General features: G+C 67.1%; 25 protein-coding genes. 10 read left to right on the top strand and 15 right to left on the bottom strand.

Annotated features, from left to right (window positions below):
• The 8 genes from G6N34_RS03985 to G6N34_RS03950 all read right to left on the bottom strand — a co-directional run bounded on the left by G6N34_RS03985 (position 1) and on the right by G6N34_RS03950 (position 9,003).
• Positions 1-1,134 carry a virulence factor Mce family protein gene (locus tag G6N34_RS03985; protein WP_085154080.1) on the bottom strand — a complete coding sequence of 378 codons (1,134 nt, stop codon included), beginning with the start codon at positions 1,132-1,134 and terminating at the stop codon, positions 1-3.
• Positions 1,135-1,142: 8 nt separating this feature from the next.
• Positions 1,143-2,483 carry an MCE family protein gene (locus tag G6N34_RS03980; protein WP_085153855.1) on the bottom strand — a complete coding sequence of 447 codons (1,341 nt, stop codon included), beginning with the start codon at positions 2,481-2,483 and terminating at the stop codon, positions 1,143-1,145.
• The gene (locus G6N34_RS03975) at positions 2,480-3,886 is read right to left on the bottom strand and encodes an MCE family protein (protein ID WP_085154078.1); all 1,407 of its coding nucleotides are present in this window, start codon (positions 3,884-3,886) and stop codon (positions 2,480-2,482) included. The genes G6N34_RS03980 and G6N34_RS03975 overlap by 4 nt, the downstream gene beginning before the upstream one ends.
• A complete protein-coding gene (locus tag G6N34_RS03970) occupies positions 3,883-4,911 on the bottom strand; it encodes an MCE family protein (RefSeq protein ID WP_085153853.1) in 1,029 nt (342 codons plus the stop codon). Before G6N34_RS03970 ends, G6N34_RS03975 begins: the two co-directional genes overlap by 4 nt.
• A gap of 46 nt (positions 4,912-4,957) precedes the next feature.
• On the bottom strand, positions 4,958-6,430 hold the full coding sequence (locus G6N34_RS03965) for an MCE family protein (protein WP_085153851.1): 1,473 nt from the start codon (positions 6,428-6,430) through the stop codon (positions 4,958-4,960).
• 11 nt (positions 6,431-6,441) lie between these two features.
• Positions 6,442-7,293 carry an ABC transporter permease gene (locus G6N34_RS03960; protein WP_085153849.1) on the bottom strand — a complete coding sequence of 284 codons (852 nt, stop codon included), beginning with the start codon at positions 7,291-7,293 and terminating at the stop codon, positions 6,442-6,444.
• Positions 7,290-8,057 (bottom strand): MlaE family ABC transporter permease, encoded by a 768-nt coding sequence (locus G6N34_RS03955; protein ID WP_085154076.1) that lies wholly within the window; start codon positions 8,055-8,057, stop codon positions 7,290-7,292. The genes G6N34_RS03960 and G6N34_RS03955 overlap by 4 nt, the downstream gene beginning before the upstream one ends.
• 322 nt (positions 8,058-8,379) lie before the next feature.
• Complete coding sequence (locus G6N34_RS03950; protein ID WP_234812996.1) at positions 8,380-9,003, bottom strand: TetR/AcrR family transcriptional regulator; 624 nt, start codon at positions 9,001-9,003, stop codon at positions 8,380-8,382.
• Positions 9,004-9,076: 73 nt separating this feature from the next.
• Between G6N34_RS03950 and G6N34_RS03945 the strand changes: the two genes are divergently transcribed.
• A complete protein-coding gene (locus G6N34_RS03945) occupies positions 9,077-9,916 on the top strand; it encodes an alpha/beta fold hydrolase (protein WP_085153847.1) in 840 nt (279 codons plus the stop codon).
• Between the two features lie 146 nt (positions 9,917-10,062).
• On the top strand, positions 10,063-10,683 hold the full coding sequence (locus tag G6N34_RS03940; RefSeq protein WP_085153845.1) for a TetR/AcrR family transcriptional regulator: 621 nt from the start codon (positions 10,063-10,065) through the stop codon (positions 10,681-10,683).
• Between the two features lie 8 nt (positions 10,684-10,691).
• Here the strand turns inward: G6N34_RS03940 and G6N34_RS27580 are convergent, their stop codons facing one another.
• Positions 10,692-10,859, bottom strand: a complete 168-nt coding sequence (locus G6N34_RS27580; protein ID WP_109788582.1) for a hypothetical protein — start codon at positions 10,857-10,859, stop codon at positions 10,692-10,694.
• Positions 10,860-10,888: 29 nt separating this feature from the next.
• On the opposite strand from G6N34_RS27580, the gene G6N34_RS03935 reads away from it, so the two are divergent.
• The 3 genes from G6N34_RS03935 to G6N34_RS28250 all read left to right on the top strand — a co-directional run bounded on the left by G6N34_RS03935 (position 10,889) and on the right by G6N34_RS28250 (position 12,852).
• Positions 10,889-11,590 (top strand): guanylate cyclase, encoded by a 702-nt coding sequence (locus G6N34_RS03935; protein ID WP_085153843.1) that lies wholly within the window; start codon positions 10,889-10,891, stop codon positions 11,588-11,590.
• Between the two features lie 145 nt (positions 11,591-11,735).
• Positions 11,736-12,650, top strand: coding sequence for a Vgb family protein (locus G6N34_RS03930; RefSeq protein ID WP_085153841.1), 915 nt, complete (start codon positions 11,736-11,738; stop codon positions 12,648-12,650).
• A gap of 1 nt (position 12,651) precedes the next feature.
• Positions 12,652-12,852: a class I SAM-dependent methyltransferase gene (locus tag G6N34_RS28250; protein ID WP_085153839.1), complete on the top strand. Its 201-nt coding sequence runs from the start codon at positions 12,652-12,654 to the stop codon at positions 12,850-12,852.
• Positions 12,853-12,938: 86 nt separating this feature from the next.
• Here the strand turns inward: G6N34_RS28250 and G6N34_RS03920 are convergent, their stop codons facing one another.
• The 4 genes from G6N34_RS03920 to ychF all read right to left on the bottom strand — a co-directional run bounded on the left by G6N34_RS03920 (position 12,939) and on the right by ychF (position 15,922).
• Positions 12,939-13,790 carry a GNAT family N-acetyltransferase gene (locus tag G6N34_RS03920; RefSeq protein ID WP_234812995.1) on the bottom strand — a complete coding sequence of 284 codons (852 nt, stop codon included), beginning with the start codon at positions 13,788-13,790 and terminating at the stop codon, positions 12,939-12,941.
• 184 nt (positions 13,791-13,974) lie between these two features.
• Positions 13,975-14,373: a VOC family protein gene (locus G6N34_RS03915; RefSeq protein ID WP_085153837.1), complete on the bottom strand. Its 399-nt coding sequence runs from the start codon at positions 14,371-14,373 to the stop codon at positions 13,975-13,977.
• Positions 14,374-14,490: 117 nt separating this feature from the next.
• Complete coding sequence (locus G6N34_RS03910; RefSeq protein WP_085153835.1) at positions 14,491-14,847, bottom strand: zinc ribbon domain-containing protein YjdM; 357 nt, start codon at positions 14,845-14,847, stop codon at positions 14,491-14,493.
• A complete protein-coding gene (gene ychF / locus G6N34_RS03905; RefSeq protein ID WP_085153833.1) occupies positions 14,840-15,922 on the bottom strand; it encodes a redox-regulated ATPase YchF in 1,083 nt (360 codons plus the stop codon). The genes G6N34_RS03910 and ychF overlap by 8 nt, the downstream gene beginning before the upstream one ends.
• A 187-nt stretch (positions 15,923-16,109) precedes the next feature.
• Here ychF and G6N34_RS03900 point away from each other — a divergent pair, with 187 nt between their 5' ends.
• The gene (locus G6N34_RS03900; protein ID WP_085153831.1) at positions 16,110-17,198 is read left to right on the top strand and encodes a DUF6542 domain-containing protein; all 1,089 of its coding nucleotides are present in this window, start codon (positions 16,110-16,112) and stop codon (positions 17,196-17,198) included.
• 39 nt (positions 17,199-17,237) lie between these two features.
• Here the strand turns inward: G6N34_RS03900 and G6N34_RS03895 are convergent, their stop codons facing one another.
• Together G6N34_RS03895 and G6N34_RS03890 are read right to left on the bottom strand one after the other, a co-directional pair.
• Positions 17,238-18,113 (bottom strand): glycoside hydrolase family 16 protein, encoded by an 876-nt coding sequence (locus G6N34_RS03895; RefSeq protein WP_179965809.1) that lies wholly within the window; start codon positions 18,111-18,113, stop codon positions 17,238-17,240.
• A 125-nt stretch (positions 18,114-18,238) separates the two neighbouring features.
• A complete protein-coding gene (locus G6N34_RS03890; protein WP_085153829.1) occupies positions 18,239-19,240 on the bottom strand; it encodes a 4-hydroxy-3-methylbut-2-enyl diphosphate reductase in 1,002 nt (333 codons plus the stop codon).
• A gap of 64 nt (positions 19,241-19,304) precedes the next feature.
• Here G6N34_RS03890 and G6N34_RS03885 point away from each other — a divergent pair, with 64 nt between their 5' ends.
• The 4 genes from G6N34_RS03885 (at position 19,305) to G6N34_RS03870 (ending at position 22,466) form a co-directional block, all read left to right on the top strand.
• Positions 19,305-19,877: a lipid droplet-associated protein gene (locus tag G6N34_RS03885; protein ID WP_085153827.1), complete on the top strand. Its 573-nt coding sequence runs from the start codon at positions 19,305-19,307 to the stop codon at positions 19,875-19,877.
• On the top strand, positions 19,874-21,109 hold the full coding sequence (xseA, locus tag G6N34_RS03880) for an exodeoxyribonuclease VII large subunit (RefSeq protein ID WP_085153825.1): 1,236 nt from the start codon (positions 19,874-19,876) through the stop codon (positions 21,107-21,109). Before G6N34_RS03885 ends, xseA begins: the two co-directional genes overlap by 4 nt.
• Entirely contained in the window at positions 21,102-21,323 is a 222-nt protein-coding gene (locus G6N34_RS03875; protein ID WP_085153823.1) for an exodeoxyribonuclease VII small subunit, read from the top strand. Before xseA ends, G6N34_RS03875 begins: the two co-directional genes overlap by 8 nt.
• Positions 21,324-21,395: 72 nt before the next feature.
• On the top strand, positions 21,396-22,466 hold the full coding sequence (locus G6N34_RS03870) for a 3-beta-hydroxysteroid dehydrogenase (RefSeq protein WP_085153821.1): 1,071 nt from the start codon (positions 21,396-21,398) through the stop codon (positions 22,464-22,466).
• The last annotated feature ends 352 nt before the right edge of the window (positions 22,467-22,818 follow it).

The following is a 22,818-nucleotide window of genomic DNA, read 5'->3' as shown; positions in this document are numbered from 1 at the left end:
TTAGCGCCCCTGATCCCAGTGGTAGGGCTGAATCAGCGGGTTACCCGCGGTGTACGGGCTGGGAAGCTGCCCGATGGTGCGACCCCACTGCAGCTCGAGCAGGGTCAGATCACCCTCCCAACGAGTGCCGGTGAAGAACGCGGCGTCGATCCGGCTCAGGGTCAGGTCGAAGACCAGGCTCAGGTTGCCGTAGTCACCGCGCATCCAGTTGTCGAGCGTCTCTTTGGGCCACGGGAAGGTGGGGAAGAAACTCAGCGAACGGGTCAGCGCCGGACCGGCATCGGCCAGTGACTGCAGCACCGGGCCGATGTCACGCAGTTCCTGAACCAGGGCCTCCTTGGTCTGGTTCACCGAATCGGCCGCCAACGCGCTGAACTGTCCGAGCTGGGTCAGTGCGTCCGCCAACTGGGTCCGCTGGTCCTTGAGCACCGCGAGCGCATCCGGAATGGTCTTGACAGCCTTGTCGATCACCGGCTTCTGGTCCGCGAACTGACCGACGAGGCTGTTGAGGCTCTCGGTGGCCTCGATGATGTCGTCCTTCTGCTCATTGTTGTACGCAATGAACTTGTCCAGCTGCTCGATCAGGCTGCGCAGATCGGCCTCGCGACCCGTGAAGGCGGTCGAGAAGGCCTTGGTGATGTCCTGGATCCGGCCCACGCCGCCACCGTTGAGCAGCAGCGACACTGCCGCCAGGGTCTGCTCCGTGGTCGGGTAGGCCCCGCTGCGCTCCAGCGGGATCAGGTCACCGTCCTTGAGCCGGCCCTCGGGTTCGACGTCCACGGGCGGGGCCAACTCCATGTGCAGCGAGCCCAGCAGGCTGGTCTGGCCGACGGTCGCCGTGGCGTTGGCGGGCAGTTCGACGTCGCCGTTGAGCCGCATCGTGACCAGCGCGTGCCAGCCCTGCCGCTCGATCTTGGTGACGTTGCCGACGGTGACGTCACCGACCCGCACGCGCGAGTTCTGCTCGATGTTGTCGACGTCGGGCATCTGCGCCTGAATCGTGAACGCTCCAGGCCCGTGCCCCTCGGTGCCCGGCATCGGCCACGAGTTCAGCCCCTGCCAGTCGCCGCACGCCGTCAGCGCGGTCGCCGACACACCCAGCACCGCGACGGCAATCGATCGTCTCGCACGCATGGCCGGCCTCACTGTCCCTCTCCCGGAGCGGGAACCATCATCCCGGTCAGTCCGTCCGCCGGGTTCGTCGCGACCGTCGGGACTGACTCGGCTGCCAGCGGTACGCCGGACTCCGCGGGCATCGGCGGGCCACTCGGCGCGGGCGCCGAGGGAGCCGGCGCAGCGCCGGCCGGGGGAACGTAATCCGGCCGCAGCCAGTCCTCACTCCAGGTGATCTCGTTGGGCCGCGCCTGCGCGCCCACAGCCTGGTTCAGGCCGAGGGGCAGGAAGTTGTACTGCCGGTTCTTGACGATCGGTGCCAAGTACTGCGTGCACAGCTTCGCCGACTGCTCGGCACCCAGTCGCGAGGCGGCCTGGACCGCGCCGCACAGGAACGACACCGGGTTCTGGAAGTTCGCCAGGGCCAGAACGCTGGTCGCCGCACCCTGGGCGGGTTGATAGATGTTGATGTAGTTCTGCAGCGTGTTGGGCGCCACGTGCAGCACCTGCTTGATGTCTTCCAGGCTGTCGTTCAGCGTCTGGCTGACGGCGGCCAGCTTGTCCGAGGTCGTGCCCAGTGTCTCGCGGTTCTCCGCGACGAAGGTCTGCACCTCGCCGACCGCCGAGTTCAGGTCGCTGACGGCCGCGGCCACCTCACCCGGATCGTCGGCGAGCAGGCCCGTGACGTTGGCCAGGTTCTGGTTCAGCTGACGCATCACGTCGGTGCTGCCCTGCAGCGCGTCGACCAGGATCGACAGGTTCTTGACCGTGCTGAAGATGTCGGTGCTGTGGTCCCCGAGCGCCGAGAACGCCTGCGACAGCTTGATCACGGTCTCGCGGATGCTCGCGCCCTGCCCCCGCAGGTTGTCCGCGGTGGTGTTGACCAGGGCGCCGAGCGTGCTCACGCCACCGGGTTCGGTGGGTTGCAGGTTCTCGGTCAGCCGCTCGAGCTGGGCACGGAACTCCGCCCATTCGACCGGAACCGCGGTGCGATTGAGGGGAATCACGGCGTCGTTCTCCAGCACCGGGCCTTCCGAGTAGACCGGGGTCAACTGGATGGCGCGTCCCGTGACCAGCGCGGGAGACAGGATGGCGGCCTTGGCGTCGGCGGGCACCTTCTGCGTGCCGTCGTACCAGAACGAGATCTTCACCCGGTCGAACTCGGGCTCGATCTTGTCGATCTTGCCGACGTTGACCCCCAGGATGCGGACGTCGTCACCGACGAAGATGCCGTTGCTGTTGTCGAAGTACGCCACGACGTTGGTGCGGTTCATGGGTCCGCCCGAGCGCAGCAGCACCGCGCCTGCGGCCAGCAGCGTCAGCACGAGGACCACGGCCAGGCCCACACGAGAGTTGCGTGAGATGGTCATTCGCCGGCCTCCCCGTTGCCTTCAGCGGGTCCGGGCGCCGGGCCGACCGGCGCCGGCACGACAGCCTGTGTCACCGCAGGTTCCTGCCCGGGGGCCGGAATCGCGATCGGAGGCGACGACGGCTGCGGGGTCGAGGCCACACCGGGCGGTGCCACCCCGGGCGGACCGGGCGGCGGACCGCCTGGCTCGGGCACTGGCAGCGGCGCGCGATGCGGGTAGCAGTTCGTTCCGGACAGCGGGATGCCGGGAGGACCGCAGGGCTGGTTGCCCGGGTTGCCGGTGATCGCGTCGGGCAGGTTCAGGTGCGGCTCGCCGCCCTGCCCGGTGCGCGGGAACGGCACCGGCAGCGCCGGGGTGCCGGGCTGTCCGACCTGCGGGTCGGTCAGCTGCGATGGCAGCAGCACCGTCGGGTCCAGACCCAGATCCGAGAACGCGGCGTCGATGAACGGCTGCACGAACTGACCGGGCAGCAGGTTGGAGATGTAGGACTTGAAGAACGGTCCTGAACCCACCGACTCGCCCAGCGCCATGGAGTAGGTGCTGAGCATGTTGATGGACTTGCGCACGCGGTCCTTGCGGTTGTCGATGGTGGCCAGCACGCCGTTGAGCTTCTCCAGTGCGGGCTTCATGGTGGCGCGGTTCTCGGAGATGAACCCCTGCAACTGGCGGCTCAGGGTCGAGATGTTGCCCGAGATCGTGTCCAGCGCGGCGCTCTGGTTCATGAGTTCTGCCATCAGCGCGTTGGTGTTCCTGACCAGGCCGACGACCTGCTCGCTGCGCTCGGACAGCACCGTGGTGGCCTCGTTGGCGTTGCCCAGCAGTTCGCGCAGCTGAGCGTCCTTCTCGTTGAGGACGTCGGAGAACCGGGCCACGCCCTCGACGGCGACCCGAAGGTCGGGCGGGGTCTGCGAGAACGTCTCGGACAGCACCCGCAGCGAGTCCGACAGCTGGTCGGTGTTCAGACCGCTGATGGTCGTGGTCAGGTCGCCCAAAGCGTCGGGCAGTTGGTATGGCGAGGTGGTGCGCTCCCGCGGGATGGTGTCGCGCAACTGTCCGTCGCCGCGCGGGGTCACCTCGAGGATCTTGGTGCCGAGGAGGCTCTTGGTCTTGATCGCAGCCTCGGCGCGGTCGCCGAGTCGGACATTCTTGTCGACCTTGAACTTCACCAGCACCTGGTGGTTCTCCAGCGAGATGCTGCTGACCTGGCCGGCCTGGAAACCCGACACCTGCACGGCGGCACCGTCGACGAGGCCGCCGGCATCGTCGAAGTACGCCGAGTAGGTCTTACCCGGGCTGAAGAACGGCAGCTTCTGGTAGTTCAGCGCCGTCAGGATGATCGCCAGCAGACCGACGATGCCGATCGTGCCGATGACGAGAGGGTTGCGTTCAGCGAAGGGCTTCATCGCGGCGTGCACCTCCCGGTGTCCTGGCCGGCCACCTTGACGTAGACGGGCTGACCACCCTTGCCGTTGAGCTTCAGCGAGATGTCGCAGAGGTAGAAGCTGAAGAAGTCGCCGTACAGACCCTGCCGGTTGAGCACCTGGTAGGCGTCGGGCAGCGTGTTGAGGACGTTGTCGAAGTAGTCGTGGTCGGCGAGCACGACGCCGGCGCTGCGGTCGGTCTCGGTGATCACCTTCTGCAGCGGCGGGCGAGCCTGCGACAGCAGATCGGAAATGGTGCCCGCGGCCTCACTGCTGTAAGCCAGCCCGTTGGCGATGTCCTGGCGGCGGTCCGACAGGGTGGTCACCAGGTCCGACAGGGCGTCGACGCCCTTGGCGAACTGATCGCTCTGCCCGGCAAGCGAGCCCAGCACCGTGTTCAGGTTGACGATGACCTCTCCGATGAGTTGGTCGCGGTCGGCCAGCGTGTTGGTCAGCGCGGCGGTCTGCGACAGGAACGAGTTGATGGTCGCGCCCTGCCCCTGCAGCGCGCTGATCAGCTGACCGGACAGCGCGTTGATCTGCTCGGGTTCCAGCGCACGGAACAGTGGGCGGAAGCCGCCGATCAGCGCGTCGAGATCGAGCGCCGGTTCGGTCTGGGCCAGCGGGATGGTGTCGCCGGGGCCCAAACGCTTGGTGCCGCCCGCGCCCTCGACCAGCGACAGGTACCGGCCGCCGATCAGGTCGTCGAACCGGATCACCGCGCGACTGCCCTCGGTGAGCACCACCGAATCGTCGGCGGTGAAGTCGACCGTCAACGTGCCGTCGTCGTTGAAGCCGATGTTCTTGACCTTGCCGACCTCCACGCCGGCGATGCGAACGAAGTCGTCGGCCTCCAGGCCGGTCACGTTCGCGAAGTGCGCGCGGTACTCATTCGCCTTCTCGAACCGCAACTGTCCGAACACCGCGAACAGCGCGAACATACCCAGCAGGCAGACCGTGAGGAACACGGCCAGACGCCAGATGGCGCCTCCCAGGTTGTCTCTCACTGCGACTGCCTCTCAATTGCTGACATTGCGGACTCGGGCCTGACGTTTACGGCGACGGTGCCGCCGGGACAGGGATCCCGTTCGGCGGATAGGGCGTGGGCACCTGGCCGGGGTTCGGCACCACGAAGGGCTCCGTACCCGGGCGCGGGCCGGGATCCTTCGGTGCACCTGGCGGCGGCGCGGGCGGAAGGTTGTTCCACAGCGGCGTGCCGTCGGGGCCGTACATCGGCGCCCCGTAGGGGTAGTCGCCCGGTTCCGGGATGACCTTCGGCGGGTTGCCCGCGTTCGGACCCGGCGCCGGACCACCGAAGAGGTTCCGGATGCTGGGCGGCTGCGGAATGCCGCGCGTGGTCGGGAAGTAGTTGGCCCACATCGGGAATGCGATGCCCGGGTTCGGTCGGATGTCGACGCCGGTGCCCCAACCGGTGTTGGTCACCAGAGCCCGCACGGGCCAGTTCTCGTCGACGTTCGGCAGCGAACCACAGCCGGGCTGTCCGCCCGGGCCGCCCTTGGCCCCGATGATCGGCAGGTTCTCCGGGTACCGGTACTGGTCGTCGCCGAGCAGCGCGCCGCCATCCACGATGAACGACTTGCCGTTGCCACCGGTGGCTTCATAGGCGCCGTTCTCCAGCAGCCAGTGCGCGCCGGTGAGCATGCAGGTGTACCCGGGGTTGTACTTCATCAACAGGTTGGTCGTGGGCTCGAGCACGTTGATCGCCTTGATCAGGTTCTCCTGATTGGGCGCCAGCAGCGCAATACCGCTGTTGGACAGGCCGATCACGTTGAGCAGCAGGGCATCCAACGGCTTGGCGTTCTCGGTGATCGTCGTGCTCGTGGTGCTGAGTGCGTCGAGGACGCCGACGATGTTCTGAGCCGCCGCGCTGTAGGTCTGGTTGAACCCGTCCAACGCCTGCCAGTCCGCCCGGATGGTGTCGGCGCGCGGGTTGAGTTCCAGCAGCACCTGATTGGCGGCCGTGGTGGCCTCACCGATCCGCTCCCCCTGCCCGCGGACGCCCTCGGCCAATGCGGCCAGCGTCGCGTTCAGCTTGGAGCTGTCCACCTGGTCGAGCACGCCGACCAGGTTCTGGAAGACCGTGTTGACTTCGGTGCTGACGTTCTGCGACATCAGCACCTGACCGTCGGCCAACCGACCGCTCTCGGGGTCGTCCGGGTAGATGAGGTCGACGAACTTCGCGCCGAACACCGTCGTCGCACGGATCTGCGCGCCGACGTTGGCCGGGATGTACTTGACCTGGTCGGGGTAGATCTCCAGGTTCAGCCGAACGGGGTCCTGGCCACCCTTGATCGTCGTCACGCGACCGACCTGCACGCCGCGCATCTTGACCTTGGCGCCGGATTCCATCACGAGACCGGACCGGTCCGACGTCACGGTGACATTGACGTAGTGCTTGAGCGACCCGGTGAAAAGCGCCGAGGTCAACCACACGAGCCCCGCCAGGAACGCGATCAAGATCGCCGTCCACCAGGCGGGATGCAGGCCTTTGTCGTCCTCTTCCATCCTGTTTCCCGCTATCCGGAGAGGTTGAAGTTGCCGGACTGACCGTAAACGGCCAGTGAGATCATCACAGTCACAAGCGAAGCCACGATCAGCGAGGTGCGCACGGCGCGGCCGACGGCCTCGCCGACCCCGGCCGGGCCGCCCGACGCGGTGAAGCCGTAGTAGGTGTGCACGAGCATGATCACCAACGCCATCGCGACGGCCTGCAGGAACGACCAGATCAGGTCGACCGGGTTCAGGAACGTCCGGAAGTAGTGGTCATAGACACCGGTGGACTGTCCGTAGATGACCGTCGTGCCCACCCGGGCGGCCAGGAACGACATCAGCACCGCGACGCAGTACAGCGGGATCACGACGATCACGCCGGCGATCACACGGGAGGACGCCAGGTAGGCGATCGTGCGGATGCCGATGACCTCGAGTGCGTCGATCTCTTCGTTGATGCGCATGGCGCCCAACTGTGCGGTCGCGCCGGCGCCGATGGTCGCGGCCATGCCGACGCCCGCGGTCAGCGGTGCGATGAGGCGCACGTTGAAGAACGCCGACGCGAAGCCGGTCAGGGCCTCGACACCGATGGACTCGAACTGGTTGTAGCCCTGCACAGCCACCAGGGCACCGGTCGACAGGGTCAGGAATCCGACGATCGCGATGGTGCCGCCGATGACGGCCAACGCGCCTGCGCCGAGACCCATCTGCGCGATGAGGCGAATGACCTCGCCCTTGTAATAGACGATCGCGTCCCAGACACCCTTGACGGTGTATCCGTAGAACTTGGTCTGCCGACCGATCCGGTTCCAGCCCTGTCCCCACTCGCGGACGGTGCGCCGGAACGTGACGAAGCGGCCATCATGCACTGCGGTCATGTTGTGGCCTGCACTCCCACGGCCGTTGCCAGCACGTTGATCACGAACAGGGCGATGAAGGTGAACACCACGGTCTCGTTCACGGCGTTGCCCACACCCGCGGGCCCGCCGCCGACCGAGATGCCCTTGTAGCAGGCGATCAGGCCCGCCGAGAGGCCGAACAGGGTGGCCTTCACGAGCGCGACGACGACGTCGGCCGGGCCGGTCAGCAGCGTCAGACCGGCGATGAACGCACCCGGGGTGACGTGCTGCAGGTAGACGGAGAAGAAGAAGCCGCCCGCGATGCCGACCACCACCACGGTCGAGGACAGCATCAGCGCGACGACCGTGGCCGCGAGCACGCGGGGCACGACGAGCGCCTGGATCGGGTCGATACCCATCACGCGCAGCGCGTCGAGTTCTTCTCGGATCGTGCGGGCGCCCAAATCGGCGCACATCGCGGTGGCGCCGGCGCCGGCGACCACCAGCACAGTCACGATCGGGCCAATCTGCGTGACGGTGCCGATCGCCGCGCCCGTTCCGGAGAAGTCGGCGGCGCCGAACTCGACCAACAGGATGTTGAAGGTGAAGACCAGCAGCACCGTGAAGGGAATCGACAGCATCAGCGTCGGAACGATCGAAACCCGGGCGACGAACCAGGTCTGCAGGATGAACTCGCGCCACGCGAACGGGGGCTTGAACATCGCGACAAAGGTGTCCAGCGCCATCGCAAAGAAGCCGCCGACGGACCGGACCGGCTTGGACAGCGCCGTAGTGGTGACCATCAGAGGACCCCGCGCTTCCGGGCCGCGCACTGGTCTGAGCGCAAGTCCAAGAGGTTGTTCGTCAACTGCATCAGCGGCTGAATCCTCCCGACATGCGACACCTGCTTCCTGCGTGACAACTGTGACTCATGACACAGGACTGACGCAAAACGTACACCACCGCTTTGCCGTCCAGCGCCGATTTCCGCACACAGTGCGGGTACCTACCGGCGAGTAGGCGACTGAATCTTTGCACACGCAGAGCACCCGTGTGCGACGTAGGTCTCATCGGCGCGACAATCAACGCACAAACCAGGTCAGCATGTGCGGATACCCGTAGTGGTCACGCAGTGCCCGCGGTCCGGTGCACACCGAGGGCGCGGTGCGCGAAACTCAGGATGCCCGCGATCGCCTCCTCACTCGACGGCGCAGCGGGGTCGGCCATCCCCGCCAGCACGCGGCTGACCGCACCGCTGATCGCGGCCGCATCGGCGGACGGCTCGGCGTCGGGGAACACACCTGCGCACAGGCCACGGTCGAGGATCGCGATCAGCGAGCGCTCGCGCTCCGCGCGGATCCGGTCCCGCACCGCGCAGTAGCCCTTTGCCACCCGGACCTCATCGGAGTCGATGACGTCCATCTTGGTGGCCCGGCGTGGATCGTTGACGAGGTCGAACATCTGCTCCACCCACGCGCGCAGCTCCTCTACGGGCCCACCGGGAACCGTCTCGGGGATGTGTTCGAGGCGCCGCACGAGTTCGTCGCTTTCGCGCTCCAACATCGCGATGAACAGTGCGTCCTTCGATTCGAAGTGCCGGTAGAACGCACGGGTGGAGACGCCGGCACGCTCGAGGATCGCCGCGACGGGCACCGGCCCGGTCCGCGGCCCCGACAGGCACGCGTACGCGGCGTCGATGATGAGGCTGCGCTCTTCGGGAGTGCCGTCGGCACCGTCAAAGGGCTGCACGGCTCAGGATCTTAACGACGCGCGACGCCCTCCGCGTGCGGACTGAGCAGGTAGCCGAAGTAACGTCAGGCGAGTGAGCACCCCACAGACCGTCGAATACACCGGTGTCGACGAAGTCACGCTGGTCGGCGACGAGTGGAATGCCCCCGGTGAACGCCCCTCGATTCTGATGCTGCACGGCGGCGGCCAGAATCGCCACTCCTGGAAGAACACCGGCCAGGTGCTCGCCGATCAGGGCTTTCACGTGGTCGCGTTGGACACGCGCGGCCACGGCGACAGCGACCGCGCGCCCGGCGCGGACTACTCCTTGGACAAGCTCAGCGGTGACGTGCTGAGCATCATCGACGCCATCGGCGGGCCTGTGACGCTGATCGGCGCGAGCATGGGCGGCCTCACCGGAATCCTGGTCGCCAGCGAGGGCGGCCCCGGCCGGGTCGCCAAACTGGTGCTCGTCGACGTCGTGCCCAAGTTCGAGAAGTCGGGCAGCGCGCGGATCCGCGATTTCATGTTCAACCACGTGCACGGCTTCGAATCGCTCGACGAGGCGGCCGACGCCGTGGCCGAGTACCTGCCGCACCGAACCAGACCTCGCAGCCCCGAGGGACTGAAGAAGAATCTGCGCCTGCGCGACGGCCGGTGGTACTGGCACTGGGATCCGGCGTTCCTGACCAAGCCGGACGACAACCCCTTCGAGCGTTCAGATCGCCTCGAGTCCGCCGCGGCCGGACTGCAGATCCCCATCCTGTTGATTCGAGGCAAGCTCTCCGACGTCGTCAGCGCCGAGGGTGTCAACGACTTCCTCGCCAAGGTGCCCCGGGCGGAGTTCGTCGAACTGGCCGATGCCGGTCACACCGCGGCGGGGGACGACAACGACGCGTTCAGCGAAGTTGTCGTCGAATTCGTCACGCGGTAACTTCCCGGGTGACGCGGAGTTTCAGCCTGCAGGCTCCGCACATGTCCCGATCTGCCCGGCGCATGTCCTGAACTGCCGCATTCGTCGCGACGTCGCGATAGTGTGTATTCGAGCAGAATTCACTTTTTTGGTTGTGGAGCCGCAGCATGGCAAAACCACGGGTTGAACCGCGCCAGCAGAGGTCGCGTGATACCTACGACAAGATTTTGACGATCGCCGAGGAGATCTTCTCGGAACTGGGCTATGCCGGAACCACCACCAACAAGGTGGCCGACGCCGCGGGCATCTCGATCGGCACGCTGTACCACTACTTTCCGGACAAGGACGCGCTGCTCTACGCCCTGGCCGAACAGCACCTGGCCGGCGGCTCCACCCTGATCACGGTCACCTTCAAACGGATGCGCGACACCAGGCCCGATCTGGAGGAGTCGCTGCGGATGGTGATCGACGTGATCGTGCGCATGCATGTCGAGCAATTCCATCTGCATCATCTTCTCTACGACAGTGCGCCGCGGTCAGAGGAACTCGAGGAGCAGCAGTACCGGATCGACGGGTTGATCGCCGAGGAGGTCGCCTGGCATCTGGAGCGCGTCGGCGTCGCGAACGAACACCGCGGCCTGGTGGCCGAACTCCTGGTCTCCGGCGTGGAGGCTCAGGTGCACCGGGCGATCATCGACGCGACGCTGCACGGCGACAAGGCCGCCGATCCCAAGGTGCTCACCGATGTGCTCACCCAGATGTGGAAGCGCGCCCTGGAGAACACCTGAGGACCGTCTCAGTCGCGCTCGGTGCGCTCGGCATCGGCGAGCCGTTGATGTAGGCGGGCCCGAATGTCGTTGGGCGTGTAGGCGGCACGCCGCCGTTGGTCACGGGCGACCAGCACGCCACCCGCAGTCACACCCACGACACCGGCGAGGCCGATCCACTTCCACACGTTGCGCATCCCGACAGTGTGCCTAAGCTGCGCAGGTGATGGCGAGCACAAGCGCAGGACGCGCCACCCTCGAGCAGGCGCTCGAATCCAGCCGCACCGGCGACATCTGGCTGTTCCGCGGCGGGTCCGGGCCCGACCGCGCGATCCAGACCCTGACCAACAGCCCCGTCAACCACGTCGGGATGACCGTCGCGATCGACGATCTGCCACCGTTGATCTGGCATGCCGAACTGGGCGACAAGCTGTTGGACTACTGGACCGGCACCAATCACCGCGGCGTGCAGTTGAACGACCTTCGCGCGGCCGTCGAGCAGTGGACGGGCAAGTACCAGCAGCGCTGCTGGCTGCGCCAACTGAGCCCGTACGCCAGTCGCGAGCAGGAGGATCTGCTGCTGAAGGTGATCGCCCGGATGGACGGGACCCCGTTCCCCAGCACCGCCCGCCTCACGGGCCGCTGGATGCGCGGACGGCTGCCGACCAGGGCCGATTGGACGCGCGGAATCCCGTTGCTGCACAGGAAGGTTCAGCAGTCCGCGGAGCAGGACAAGAGCCAGCGCCGAGCCACGGGCCTCGAGACGGCCTACTGCGCGGAGACGGTCGCGATCACCTACGAGGAGATGGGACTGCTGGTCACCGAGAAGCGCGAGAACTACTTCGACCCGGGGTCGTTCTGGAGTGGTGACGTGCTGCCGTTGACGGCGGGGTACGCGTTGGGCCGCGAGATCGAGATCACCGTCTGAGGGCCACACCCGGTTCCCTTTTGCCCACCCCTTGCGCCCACCTCATCACTCGCCCGAACCGACATATGGATGCCACGATCAGTGATGTTCGCGCCCAGATCTCGGTTTCGGCGGGTGCGAAGGGCTGCGGTCCTACGCTGACGGCGTGAACAAGATCAGCGTCGTGCGCAGTCCCGCCCTGAATGCGCCGTCGGGACTCATCGCGGGCGCAGGCGACGTGTGGTTCACCAACATCGGCGACAGCACGGTCGGGCGCGTCCGCGGTGACGTCGTCGAGACGTTCGCCGATCCGGCGGGGGCGGTCAAGTTCCCCGCCAACATCTTTCCCGCCGCCGACGGGCGGGTGTGGTTCACCAGCCTGGGCTCCGACGCCCTGGTCGCCATCGACCCCGGCGCGCCCGATCCGGCCGCGAGCATGAGCACCCATCCCCTGCCCGCGGGCAGCCGTCCCGTCGCACTCAAGTCGGGACCCGATGGCCGCCTGTGGTTCTCGCTGCGGGGCGCCGAGGCGATCGGCGCACTGGACCCGACCGCCGCCGACCCCGTCGCGTCGCTGCAGCTTTTCCACGCCGAATCCATCTCCGGGCCCGCCGCGCTGTTCGTGACACCCGAGGGACAGGTCTGGTGGGTGAACTCGACGTCGAACACGCTGGGCGTGCTGGACCCGGCCACGGGCGTGGTCGGCACGGTCGCTCCGCTGGCGGGCAGTCCCCGAGCCTGGGCCCAGACCGCCGACGGTCGGCTGTGGGTCACCACGCGAGAACCCGCGGGGCTGTTGTCCTTCGACCCCGCCTACCCCGTCGACTCCGCGGTGCACGTCACCGACGAGCGACTTCGTGAACCCGACGGCGTGTGGGTGGGCCCCGACGGCGCGGTGTGGTTCGCCGACACCGCGGCCAACACGATCGTCCGTCACCAACCCGGCGCGCCGGAAGCCTGGCAGTTCTTCGGGGCGCCACCGGACGTCGAGGGCCCGTTCGACATCAAGTCGGGCCCGGACGGCACCGACCTGTGGTTCACCAACAAGGGCGGCAACTCGATCGGACGAATCGAGTTCTGACATGGCCGACTGGGACGGTGCCGGATACTCCGCGGTCAGTGGGTTGCAGCCGCAGATGGCCGCCGAAGCACTGTCCCTGCTGACCCCGTCGGGCTCCGAGGACGTCCTCGACATCGGTTGCGGCGACGGCGCATCGCCCTTGACGTGCTGTTGGACCTCATCCCCGACTATGAGGTCGACGCCGACCAACTGGAGCGGGTGAAGATGCCCAATGTCTTCGGCTGGAAGCGGGTGCCCGTACATGCCCGCCGAGACGTGCCGGGCCAGGGATGCAACGCCGGTTTACGACTACGGCGCGACGGACTGCATGGAGTAGACCACTGGTCCGTCAACAATGACCGTCGTCGCCGTGACGGTGAATCCCGCACGCTCATAGAGTCCGACGTTGCGCAGATCGGACGTCTCGAGTGCGACGCCAGCGCCCGGATCCACCTCGCGCGCAGCGCTTACGCCAGCGTGGACCAGCGCGGCACCGAGACCGACACCCTGGCTCCTGGGATGAACCCCGACGGTGGCCAGATTCCAGGCGCCGGCCGGGTGGGGCGGAATGTCCACCGCCGCGACCGCTTCCAGCCGTTCACCGTGCAGTTCTGCCACCCGTTCCTGGAAGTCCGCCGACGGCGCGGAGACGTCTGGCGGCAGAAGGGCGATCACTCCGCGGTCTTCGTCGTCGACCAGCACGATGCCCTCATCGAGGGCGTAACCCAGATACATCCGCTGCAGCTGGGCCAGCCGATTCTCGTAGTCATCCTGCGGGATCGACCACCGCGTCCAGGCGTAGGAGTCGAACGCCGCGACGAGCGTGCTGGCCGCAGCGTCCAGGTCGGCGCCGGACGCGCGCCTGATACGGAAAGCCAACTGCTGCGGATCCTTTCGTCTCCCGCTCTCACGGTGAGCGGGCCGCGCCACTGACGCGGCGCTGTTCCACATTGTGTCAGCCGCGCTCCGACCGGCGGAGGGACGCCGCCCGGACAGCCTCCGGGTCATCTCATGACTGACGATCGCGGCCGTCTCACCGACGGGGCTGATAGCGCAGTAAGGCGGTGCCATCGTCGAGATTCGGTGCTCAACGAGCATCAGATCGAGGCGCACGTCGTCGGGCAGCGCACGCGGACCACCGCCGACGATCTTCGGCAACACGTCACCCGACCCACCTGTTCGGCGACGCGCCACTCCCCCCGTGCTCCACCGCGACACTTAAACGTCTGCGGCGACACGCCGGTCGGGCTCGCAGCGGGTTAAGCCTCGGCGTCAGCGGGCGTGGCCCACCGAGCACACCGTCCTCGACTGCGAGCATCGCCGTACCGCGTCACCTCGGCGCGGTCTAGATCCCAAACTTGGCCCGGGCCTGATCAGTGACGGGAGTGAACAGATTGACGAGGTTCCCGTCGGGATCGCGGAACAGCAGTGCCCGGTTACCCCATGGCATCGTTGTCGGCTCGGTGACGACCTCTTCCACATGACCGCGGAGGCGCTCATATTCGGCGTCTACGTCGTCGACGATGAACTCGACGATCATGCTCCGGTTGGCCGCGGGTTCGGCGGACCCTACGCCGACAATCGGTACGGTCTTGTCGCTGCCGATCGCCAGCGTGCCCGCCGCTGTGGGAATCTCGGCGAACAGTTCGTTGGCCCAGACCGCCTCGGCTCCAGTGACCAACTCGTAGAACGAGACGAGGAGCTTGACGTCGGCGGTGATGATTCGGATGGAAACAAGCTTCACGCCACGCACGCTAGGCGCGACCACCGACACGTTGCGCAGTGGCGCTGTTCTTCCCCCGACTACGCGATGAAGCGGAACTCCGCTGGCTGTCGTTGTCGAACAACGTCACCGTTCGTCTCAGAGAACCTTCTTCACCACGCTCGACTTCAACTGCATCTGCCCAAACCCCGGCACCTTCGCCTCGATGTCGTGGTCACCCACGCCATCGGAGATCAGGCGGATGCCGCGCACCTTGGTGCCGATCTTCACGACCCCACCGCCGGCGCCCTTGACCTTCAGACTCTTGACGATGGTCACGGTGTCGCCATCGGCCAGTGGGTTGCCCACCGAATCTGCGACGACACCACCGGACTCGCTGGCCTCGTCAACACCCGGCGCCCACTCGTGGGCACACATCGGGCAGACCAGCAGCGCACCCGACTCGTAGGTGAACTCACTCGCACACGCCGGACACGGCGGCAGAACGTCAGACATTGAACCTGAACTCGACCACGTCGCCGTCGACCATGACGTAGTCCTTGCCCTCTATCCGAACCTTGCCCGCGGCCTTGGCCGCAGCCATCGACCCGGCCTCGACCAGATCGTCGAACGAGACGACCTCGGCCTTGATGAAGCCCTTCTCGAAGTCGGTGTGGATCACCCCGGCGGCCTTGGGCGCTGTGTCACCCTGGTGGATGGTCCACGCCCGCGCCTCCTTGGGCCCAGCGGTGAGATAGGTCTGCAGCTTCAGCGTGTGGAAACCGGCGCGCGCCAACGCATCCAGGCCGCGCTCGGTCTGGCCGATGGACTCGAGCAGTTCGGCCGCCGACTCGTCGTCGAGCTCCTGCAGTTCGGCCTCGATCTTGGCGTCCAGGAACACCGCGTCGGCCGGCGCCACCAGCTCACGCAGCTCGGCCTTCTTCGCTTCGTCGGTCAGCACCGACTCGTCGGCGTTGAAGACGTACAGGAACGGCTTGGTGGTCATCAGGTTGAGCTCTTTGAGCAGCGCCGCATCGGGCACTGCAGAGCCGGCAGCGAACAGCGTCTTACCGCTGTCGAGCACGGCCTGAGCCGCCACCGCGGCATCCAGAACCGGCTTGCGCTCCTTGTTGTTGCGCGCCTCTTTCTCCAGCCGCGGCAGCGCCTTCTCCAGGGTCTGCATGTCCGCCAGGATCAGCTCGGTCTCGATGACCTCGATGTCCGAGCGAGGGTCGACCCGACCGTCGACGTGCACGACGTCGTCGTCGGCGAAGGCCCGGACCACCTGACAGATGGCATCGCACTCGCGGATGTTGGCCAGAAACTTGTTGCCCAGCCCGGCGCCTTCGGAGGCGCCCTTCACGATGCCTGCGATGTCGACGAACGTCACAGGCGCGGGCACGGTCTTCTCCGAGCCGAAGATGTCAGCCAGCTTGTCGAGCCGGGGATCGGGCAGCGGGACGACGCCCTCGTTGGGCTCGATGGTCGCGAACGGGTAGTTGGCCGCGAGCACGTCATTGTGCGTCAACGCATTGAACAGCGTGGACTTTCCGACGTTGGGCAGACCGACGATTCCCAGGTTGAGGCTCACGGGATGACAAGTCTAGAGCGCCGCGAGCACCGAACCTGCCACGAGCGGCCAATCCGGTACGCGACACGCCGATCGAACCCGTACCGCAGTGGCCGCTCACGCAGAAACACCCGCACAGTGATCGGCACCACATTCGTACGCCGCCCGCCATCAGCCCTACCTCAGCCTCAGCCGGTACGGTCTACGTGTGTCAGCGCAGTCTGCGAGGTCGTCGGTACCCGCCGAACATCGCTCGGCTCACCCGAACATCGCCGGTGTGCCGTGGTGGGGCGCGGTTGTCATCGCGCTGGTCGGCACGGCGATCGGCTTCGCATTTGACGCCGGTTCCGGCAACCGCGAACTCGGCGGTGTCTTCGCCGCCATGTATCTGCTCGGGTGTGTGGCCGCGGTGCTGGCCGTACGTCAGGACGGCCTCTTCACGGCGGTGGTGCAGCCGCCGCTGATCCTGTTCGCGGCGGTCCCCACCACGTACTACCTGTTCCATCACGCGAATATCGACGGCCTCAAAGACATCCTGATCAACTGTGGCTATCCGCTCATCGAGCGGTTCCTGCTGATGTTCACCACATCGGTGATCGTGCTGTTGATCGGAATGGCCCGGTGGTACTTCGGTTCGGCTGCACGGACACCCGCCGAGGGCACGTCGGCGAGGGCGAAGAAAGCCGCGACGGTGGCCGCAGGCGCGGGTGTCCTTGCCGCGCTCAAGGCGCGCGTCGCGGCACTCACCACGCCGCGTCCCGCGGACGCCGAACCACGCAAGCACGCCATCGACCGCGACACCACGGCCGAACCCCGCAGGCGGCCCAACCCGAGGCGCACCGCGCCGTCGAAATCCCGCCATGTGCGTCCGCCCGCCCCGGACGGCGCCGAACCCGTGCGCCCGTCGCGCCGGCGGCCCACTCACGCGCGCGATCTCGACGACATCGCCGACAGCCCTCCCCCGCGCCGGCGCGTACCCCGCGAGCCGGGACGGCGCACTCCCCCGCCGCCGGAGAGCCGTCGCGAACCGCGTCAGCCGCGGCCGCCGTATGAGCCCCGAGATTCGTATGACCGGTATGACCGTCCCCGTCCGCGGCCCGACCGGTATCCGCCCTTGGACGAGCCGTATTCACGCGACTCCTACGACTACGGCTCGGCGCCGCGCCGCCGGCCACCGGCGACCGGCGGCAGCACCCATCTGCCGTACTCGAACGTGCGCTACCGCGGCTCGTCGGCCGAGGACGGCGACACGCACCGGCAGTACCGGCGCCCGCCGCGGCGGCACGCCCAGGACTAGGCGCCCTCTTCCAGGACACCAACCCGGGCCGGGGCGATCTCAGCCCTGGAAGACCCGGATCCAGTCGATCAACATCTCCGCCGGGTAACTGCCCCCGGCCGGCTCACGGCCACCGGAACCGCCAATTGCGATGTTGAACACCGGCACCAGGGTGTAACCCGGATCGTTGAACGGCCAGTCCTGCAGCGAGTTCGCCGGAACCTCAAAGAACGGCTCCATGCCGGGCTGGTAGTCCTTCCAGAAGTACATCCCCGCCGGGGTCCACGACATCCGCCACCGGTGCCAAGCACTGTCGATCGGGTGCGGGTTGGTGGCGAACGACTCCCCGTCGAGCCGGGCGTGCACCGTCGTGCCCGACGGCCAGTCTCGGTTGCCGTACCACTCCACCAGGTCGATCTCGCCACCGCGGACCGGGTCGTCGTTGAGCAGCCAGAACGCCGGCCACGCCCCGTCGGTCAGGCAGTTGAGCTTGACGCGGGCTTCCCAGGTGGTGCCGATCCCGCCCCGCCACAGGCCGACTACCTTGCCGCTGGCGTACTTCTCCTGGATGGTGGTGCCCGGCCCGCGGGTGGCCCGGATGACCAGGTTGCCGTTGCCGTCCTGGAAGACGTGTTCCTGATCGGTGACGTACCGCCCCATGTTGAACGGCTTGTCCCACTCATTCGGATTCCTGATCTGCTCACGTTCGGGCACGATGTGCCACCACGCCGGGTCCGGCGGCGTGCCCGCCGGGCCGTTGAACTCGTCTTGGAAGATGAACGCTGGCGTGGTGGCGGCCGACGGCGGTGTCGGCCCTCCGGACGCCGACCCGGGCGGCCCGGGCGGGATTTCTGGTTCGGCACTGGCCATCCCGGCAGGCAGCGTTGTCGCTGCCACCCCCAGGCCCATCATGAACATCACACTGCGGCGATTGATCTCAGGCACATCCACACAGTAAGGGGAGTGGCGCACGATACGCGCGATTTCAGTGTGCCCGAACAACGCGGGTGGGATCACCGAGGCGACGGTCGCTCCCCGTTCAGCCGCCCGCGCGGCTCCAGTCAGCGCCGCGCGGGCCGGATCTCGCGCGGCAGCGAGAACACCAACGTCTCGTTGGCGGTGGTCACGGGCTGAACGGTGTCGAACCCGAAGTCGGCGAGCCGCTCCAGCACCCCGCGCACCAAGATCTCGGGCACCGAGGCACCTGAGGTGACGCCCACGGTGGTGACACCGTCGAGCCACTCGGGGTCGATGTCCTCGGCGTAGTCCACCAGGTACGACGCATCCGAACCCGCGTTCAGCGCCACCTCGACCAGGCGCACCGAGTTCGACGAGTTGCGCGAGCCCACCACGATGACAAGTTCGCACTCCGGCGCCATGGCCTTGACCGCGACCTGACGGTTCTGGGTCGCGTAGCAGATGTCGTCGCTCGGCGGATCCTGCAGCGTCGGGAAGCGCTCACGCAGGCGGCGGACCGTCTCCATGGTCTCGTCGACGCTCAGCGTGGTCTGCGACAGCCAGATCACCTTGTCCAGATCACGCACCACGACGGCGTCCACGGCGTCGGGGCCGTCGACCAACTGCACGTGATCGGGCGCCTCGCCTGCGGTGCCGACCACCTCTTCGTGGCCCTCGTGACCGATGAGCAGGATGTCGTAGTCGTCGCGTGCGAATCGCTTGGCCTCGTTGTGCACCTTGGTGACCAGCGGGCACGTCGCGTCGATGACCTTAAGGTCGCGTTCGGCGGCGGACTGGTGCACCGTCGGCGCGACGCCGTGCGCGGAGAACACCACGATCGCGCCCTCGGGCACCTGGTCGGTCTCGTCGACGAAGATGGCACCGGCCTTGGCCAACGTCTCGACCACGTGGCGGTTGTGCACGATCTCGTGCCGCACGTAGACCGGGGCGCCGTGCTTCTCGAGCGCGCGTTCCACGGTCTCCACCGCACGATCGACGCCCGCGCAGTATCCACGTGGCTCAGCCAGCAGCACCCGCCTGCCCGTCTCGGGCGCGGCCACCGCGCTGGTGGTTCCGGGAATGCCCATGTTGACAGTTGACGGCATGACAACAGGTTACTTTCTCGGGCAACCGGCGGCGAATGAGCGAGCCGGAAGTAGTCTGGCAGCCATGTCTAGTGCTCCGTACGGTGTCCGGTTGCTGGTGGGGGTGGCCGCCGCGGCGGTCGAGGAGACCCGAAAGCTGCCCCAGACGATCATGATGTACCCGATGACCGTGGCCAGCCAGGTCGCGCACCTGGTGATGAAGATGCAGCAGGACGTCGCCGACCTCGTCATCAAGGGTGACGCGACGTTGGAGACGCTGTTCCCCCCGAAGGACGAACAGCCCGAATGGGCGACGTTCGACGAGGACGAGTCCGACGCGGCGGGGGCCGACTCGGGCAGTGGTGAGCGGATGACCGAGGGTCGCTTCGCGCTGTACTCGGTGGACAGCGACGACATCGAGGCCACCTCGGCGCCCGAAGGTGGCGACGAAGCTCACAACGGCGCCGACCAGAGCGCACCCGCTGTCGCGGATCGCATCGACTACGGCTCGCTGACGCTGGCCCAGCTGCGGGCCCGGCTGCAGTCGCTGTCCGTCGACGAGCTCAACGAGCTGTTGGCCTACGAAGAGGCCACAAAGGCACGGGCACCGTTCCAGACCCTGCTGGCCAACAGAATCACCCGCGCCAGCGCCAAGTGAGCGAACCGGCGCAGGCAGCGCAGGGCCAGTCGCCGGAGAACCCCTACCCGGTGCGCGCCGTTGCCATCCGGGTGGCGGGGTGGATCGACAAGCTCGGCATGGTGTGGGTCGAGGGTCAGATCGCGCAGATGAACATCCGCTCGGGCTCCTCGACGGTGTTCATGGTGCTGCGGGACCCGGCCGCCGACATGTCGCTGAGCCTGACGTGTCCTCGTGACCTGGTGGCCTCGGCCCCGGTGAAGCTCACCGAGGGCACCCAGGTGGTGGTGCTCGGCAAGCCGAACTTCTACACCGGTCGCGGCACGTTCTCGTTGCGGGTCAACGAGATTCGCGCGGTTGGCGTTGGCGAACTGCTGGCCCGCATCGAACGCCTGCGCCGACTGCTGGAGGCCGAGGGCCTGTTCCATCCACGGCTCAAGCGCCCACTGCCCTTCCTGCCCAACACCGTGGGTCTGATCACGGGACGCGCAAGCGCGGCCGAACACGACGTCACGTCGGTGGCCGCCGCGCGCTGGCCCGCCGTGCGGTTCGCGGTGCGCAACACCGCGGTGCAGGGGCCGAACGCCGTCGCGCAGATCGTCGAGGCGCTGCGCGGACTCGACGCCGACCCCGAGGTCGACGTCATCGTGCTGGCCCGCGGCGGCGGCAGCGTCGAGGACCTGCTGCCGTTCTCCGACGAGACGCTGTGCCGCGCGATCGCGGCGTGCACGACGCCCGTGGTCAGCGCGGTCGGCCACGAACCGGACAATCCGCTGTGCGACCTGGTCGCCGACCTGCGCGCCGCCACCCCCACCGACGCCGCCAAGCGCATCGTGCCCGACACCGTGGCCGAACAGGCCCTCGTCGACGACCTGCGGCAGCGCAGCGCCCGCGCGCTGCGTAACTGGGTGTCCCGCGAGGAGCGTCACCTGACGCAGTTGCGCAGCCGCCCGGCGCTCGCCGAACCGATGCGGATGCTGACCGCGCGGACCGACGAGGTGACGCGCGCGCTCGCGGCGATCCGCCGCGATGTGACCCGGTTCCTCACCGGCGAGACCGACCGGATCGGCCATCTGCGCGCCCGGCTTTCGACGCTCGGCCCGGCCGCGACGTTGGCGCGCGGGTATGCCGTGGTCCAGGCGGGGTCCCGAGTGCTGCGGACCGTGGCCGACGCCCCGGAGGGCACCGAACTGCGGATCCGGGTCGCCGACGGCGCTGTGACTGCTGTGAGCCAAGGAGGTTCGAGTGACTGAAGTCGATCCAACTAGAGATGTTAGTGACGTGGGCTACGAGGACTGCCGGGACGAACTGATCGCCGTCGTGCAGCTTCTCGAGCAGGGCGGGCTGGATCTCGATGCATCGCTGAACCTCTGGGAGTACGGCGAGAAGCTGGCGAAACGCTGCGAGGAGCACTTAGCTGGCGCCCGCAAGCGCGTCGAGGATGCGCTGGCCTCCGACGAGGACTGACAAGGGCCGCCGACCACCGAATTTCGGTCTGACGGTTCAAACTAGAACACGTTTCAGGTACCGTGGGCCAGCATGGGCGACTCAACGCTGACCACTGAACTGGGCCACGTGCTGGTCACGGGCGGTTCCGGCTTCGTCGGCGCCAACCTGGTGACCGAACTGCTCGACCGGGGCCATCGGGTGCGCTCCTTCGACCGCGCCCCCTCGCCACTGCCCGACCATCCCCTGCTGGAGACGGTCGTCGGCGACATCACCGACACCGACCAGTTGGCCAGCGTGGTCGACGGCATCGACACGATCTTCCACACCGCAGCGATCATCGACCTCATGGGCGGCGGATCGGTCACCGACGAGTACCGGCAGCGCAGCTACGCCGTCAACGTCGACGGCACCAAGAACCTCCTGCACGCCGCACAGGCCGCCAGTGTGGCCCGCTTCGTCTACACCGCATCCAACAGCGTCGTGATGGGTGGTCAGCAGATCGTGGGTGGTGATGAAACCCTGCCCTACACAGAGCGATTCAACGACCTCTACACCGAAACCAAGGTGATCGCCGAGAAGTTCGTGCTCAGCCAGAACGGAGAGCACGGCGTGCTGACGTGTTCGATCCGGCCGTCGGGCATCTGGGGGCACGGCGATCAGACGATGTTCCGCAAGGTCTTTGAGAGCGTGCACGCAGGCCACCTCAAGGTGCTGGTGGGCAGCAGCAACGTCAAGCTCGACAACTCCTACGTACACAACCTGATTCACGGTTTCATCCTGGCCGCCGAGCATCTGGTGCCGGGCGGAACGGCGCCCGGTCAGGCCTACTTCATCAACGACGGCGAACCGATCAACATGTTCGAGTTCGCCCGACCCGTGATCCAGGCGTGCGGTCAGCCGTGGCCCAAGTTCCGGGTGCCCGGTCGTCTGGTGTGGTTCACGATGACGGTGTGGCAGTGGCTGCACTTCAAGTTCGGCCTGCCTAAGCCGCTGCTCGAACCGCTGGGCGTGGAACGGATCACCCGCAACAACTTCTTCTCGATCGACAAAGCTCGCCGCGAACTCGGCTACCAACCGCTGTTCACCACCGAACAGGCCCTGCACGAGAGCCTGCCGTATTACACGGCACTGTTCGACAAGATGAAGTCCGCCCCTGCCTGACTCCGTCCAGGTTCTCGCCCCCATCAACGTGTGGGTGAGAAAGTGCCGAGTTGCCGCCACCATCCCGTCGATCTCGGCGCAGGATGAACCCATGCGATCACAACCACGCGGGCAGTCCGATCACCAGTGCCGGTGCAACTGCAGTCGCTGCAAGAACGGACAGCACTGCCACAACCTGGCAGCCGGCTGCCGCGCGCAGCACTGGTAGGCCCTCCGCCGCCTCGCCCATAACAACGTTTGAGCGAGGAAGTGCGAGTGACTCCCGCCATGACGTCGATCTCGGCGCAGCGGGTGGGGGTCGCCGCGCACCCGGGCAGCCCGGCGCACTCCGCGCACACGGAGTGCTGGTGTC

The organism is Mycolicibacterium confluentis, from assembly GCF_010729895.1.
GTDB classification, from domain to species: Bacteria; Actinomycetota; Actinomycetes; order Mycobacteriales; family Mycobacteriaceae; genus Mycobacterium; species Mycobacterium confluentis.
This window is presented reverse-complemented; position numbering and strand designations above follow the sequence as displayed.

Bases quoted from the DNA above. Each gene is read 5' to 3' on its own strand.
- G6N34_RS03870 (WP_085153821.1), top strand. From the start codon at position 21,396: ATGGGCGACTCAACGCTGACCACTGAACTGGGCCACGTGCTGGTCACG.
- G6N34_RS03955 (WP_085154076.1), bottom strand. From the start codon at position 8,057: ATGGTCACCACTACGGCGCTGTCCAAGCCGGTCCGGTCCGTCGGCGGC.
- G6N34_RS03890 (WP_085153829.1), bottom strand. From the start codon at position 19,240: ATGCCGTCAACTGTCAACATGGGCATTCCCGGAACCACCAGCGCGGTG.
- G6N34_RS27580 (WP_109788582.1), bottom strand. From the start codon at position 10,859: ATGCGCAACGTGTGGAAGTGGATCGGCCTCGCCGGTGTCGTGGGTGTG.
- G6N34_RS03985 (WP_085154080.1), bottom strand. From the start codon at position 1,134: ATGCGTGCGAGACGATCGATTGCCGTCGCGGTGCTGGGTGTGTCGGCG.
- G6N34_RS03965 (WP_085153851.1), bottom strand. From the start codon at position 6,430: ATGGAAGAGGACGACAAAGGCCTGCATCCCGCCTGGTGGACGGCGATC.
- G6N34_RS28250 (WP_085153839.1), top strand. From the start codon at position 12,652: ATGGCCGACTGGGACGGTGCCGGATACTCCGCGGTCAGTGGGTTGCAG.
- G6N34_RS03940 (WP_085153845.1), top strand. From the start codon at position 10,063: ATGGCAAAACCACGGGTTGAACCGCGCCAGCAGAGGTCGCGTGATACC.
- G6N34_RS03980 (WP_085153855.1), bottom strand. From the start codon at position 2,483: ATGACCATCTCACGCAACTCTCGTGTGGGCCTGGCCGTGGTCCTCGTG.
- G6N34_RS03910 (WP_085153835.1), bottom strand. From the start codon at position 14,847: ATGTCTGACGTTCTGCCGCCGTGTCCGGCGTGTGCGAGTGAGTTCACC.
- G6N34_RS03885 (WP_085153827.1), top strand. From the start codon at position 19,305: ATGTCTAGTGCTCCGTACGGTGTCCGGTTGCTGGTGGGGGTGGCCGCC.
- G6N34_RS03975 (WP_085154078.1), bottom strand. From the start codon at position 3,886: ATGAAGCCCTTCGCTGAACGCAACCCTCTCGTCATCGGCACGATCGGC.
- G6N34_RS03960 (WP_085153849.1), bottom strand. From the start codon at position 7,293: ATGACCGCAGTGCATGATGGCCGCTTCGTCACGTTCCGGCGCACCGTC.
- G6N34_RS03935 (WP_085153843.1), top strand. From the start codon at position 10,889: ATGGCGAGCACAAGCGCAGGACGCGCCACCCTCGAGCAGGCGCTCGAA.